Genomic DNA, 658 nt, shown 5'->3' with positions numbered 1-658 from the left:
CTATTGCCGCATCTCCAGTTACCTGCAGACCATGGCAAATCAGGGATACAATCCGCTGGTCGCCATTCAAATGGCCTTTTCGGGACAGCTCTATGCTGATAGGGGTGAGTAGTTACGTCGGTTTTTCATCGTAGCGAAGCTAAGAAGAGTAGTGGTTCCACATAAGGGTCTAGGTTACCCTCAACCGTAACGTTCAGGAAGGGGCTTTTGCGACACCCTCCTTATGGCGTGATCATTGAGGAGATTGACCCCGGTGAGCGATTCAGCCTGGTTCGGGATTCGGAAATAAGTGGCGAGAACGCCGGCAGTGGCAGCGCCATCGGTGCGGAGTTCCGGGGCAATGGCAACGGCGGTATTTTAAACTCCGTGGTGGGGGGCGAGGCGGCAAGCGGCAGCGGATATGGCGTGCATTTCGTCAGCACGGCAGCCAAAGCCAAGGTTATCTACAGCGCCCTGATCGGTTCTACTGCCAGCGTCAATGACGAAGCCGCGCAAACCAATTGCAAGGGCAATCTGGATGCCGATCTGAACGACGTGGGGTGTTAGTTCTACTTTGTCATATTTCCCCACCCCTCCGCCGACAGGATTCTGTGGCAGCCTGTCGTCGCCGGTGTCGCTCTTGAATAAGTCTGGCGAGTTGTTTGGGTGTAGGTTCTGG

General features: G+C 55.2%; 1 protein-coding gene. It reads left to right on the top strand.

Going from position 1 to position 658, the window contains the following annotated elements; translation table 11 throughout:
* Positions 1 to 207: 207 nt before the first annotated feature.
* Positions 208 to 546: a hypothetical protein gene (locus tag ACOCD2_RS24480; protein ID WP_293650620.1), complete on the top strand. Its 339-nt coding sequence runs from the start codon at positions 208 to 210 to the stop codon at positions 544 to 546.
* Positions 547 to 658 lie beyond the last annotated feature (112 nt).

Origin of the sequence: Thiolapillus sp. (genome assembly GCF_048562965.1) — a bacterium.
GTDB lineage: Bacteria > Pseudomonadota > Gammaproteobacteria > Chromatiales > Chromatiaceae > Thiolapillus > Thiolapillus brandeum_A.
The sequence above is the reverse complement of the archived record's forward strand: the minus strand, read 5'-3'. Positions and strand labels throughout refer to the sequence as shown.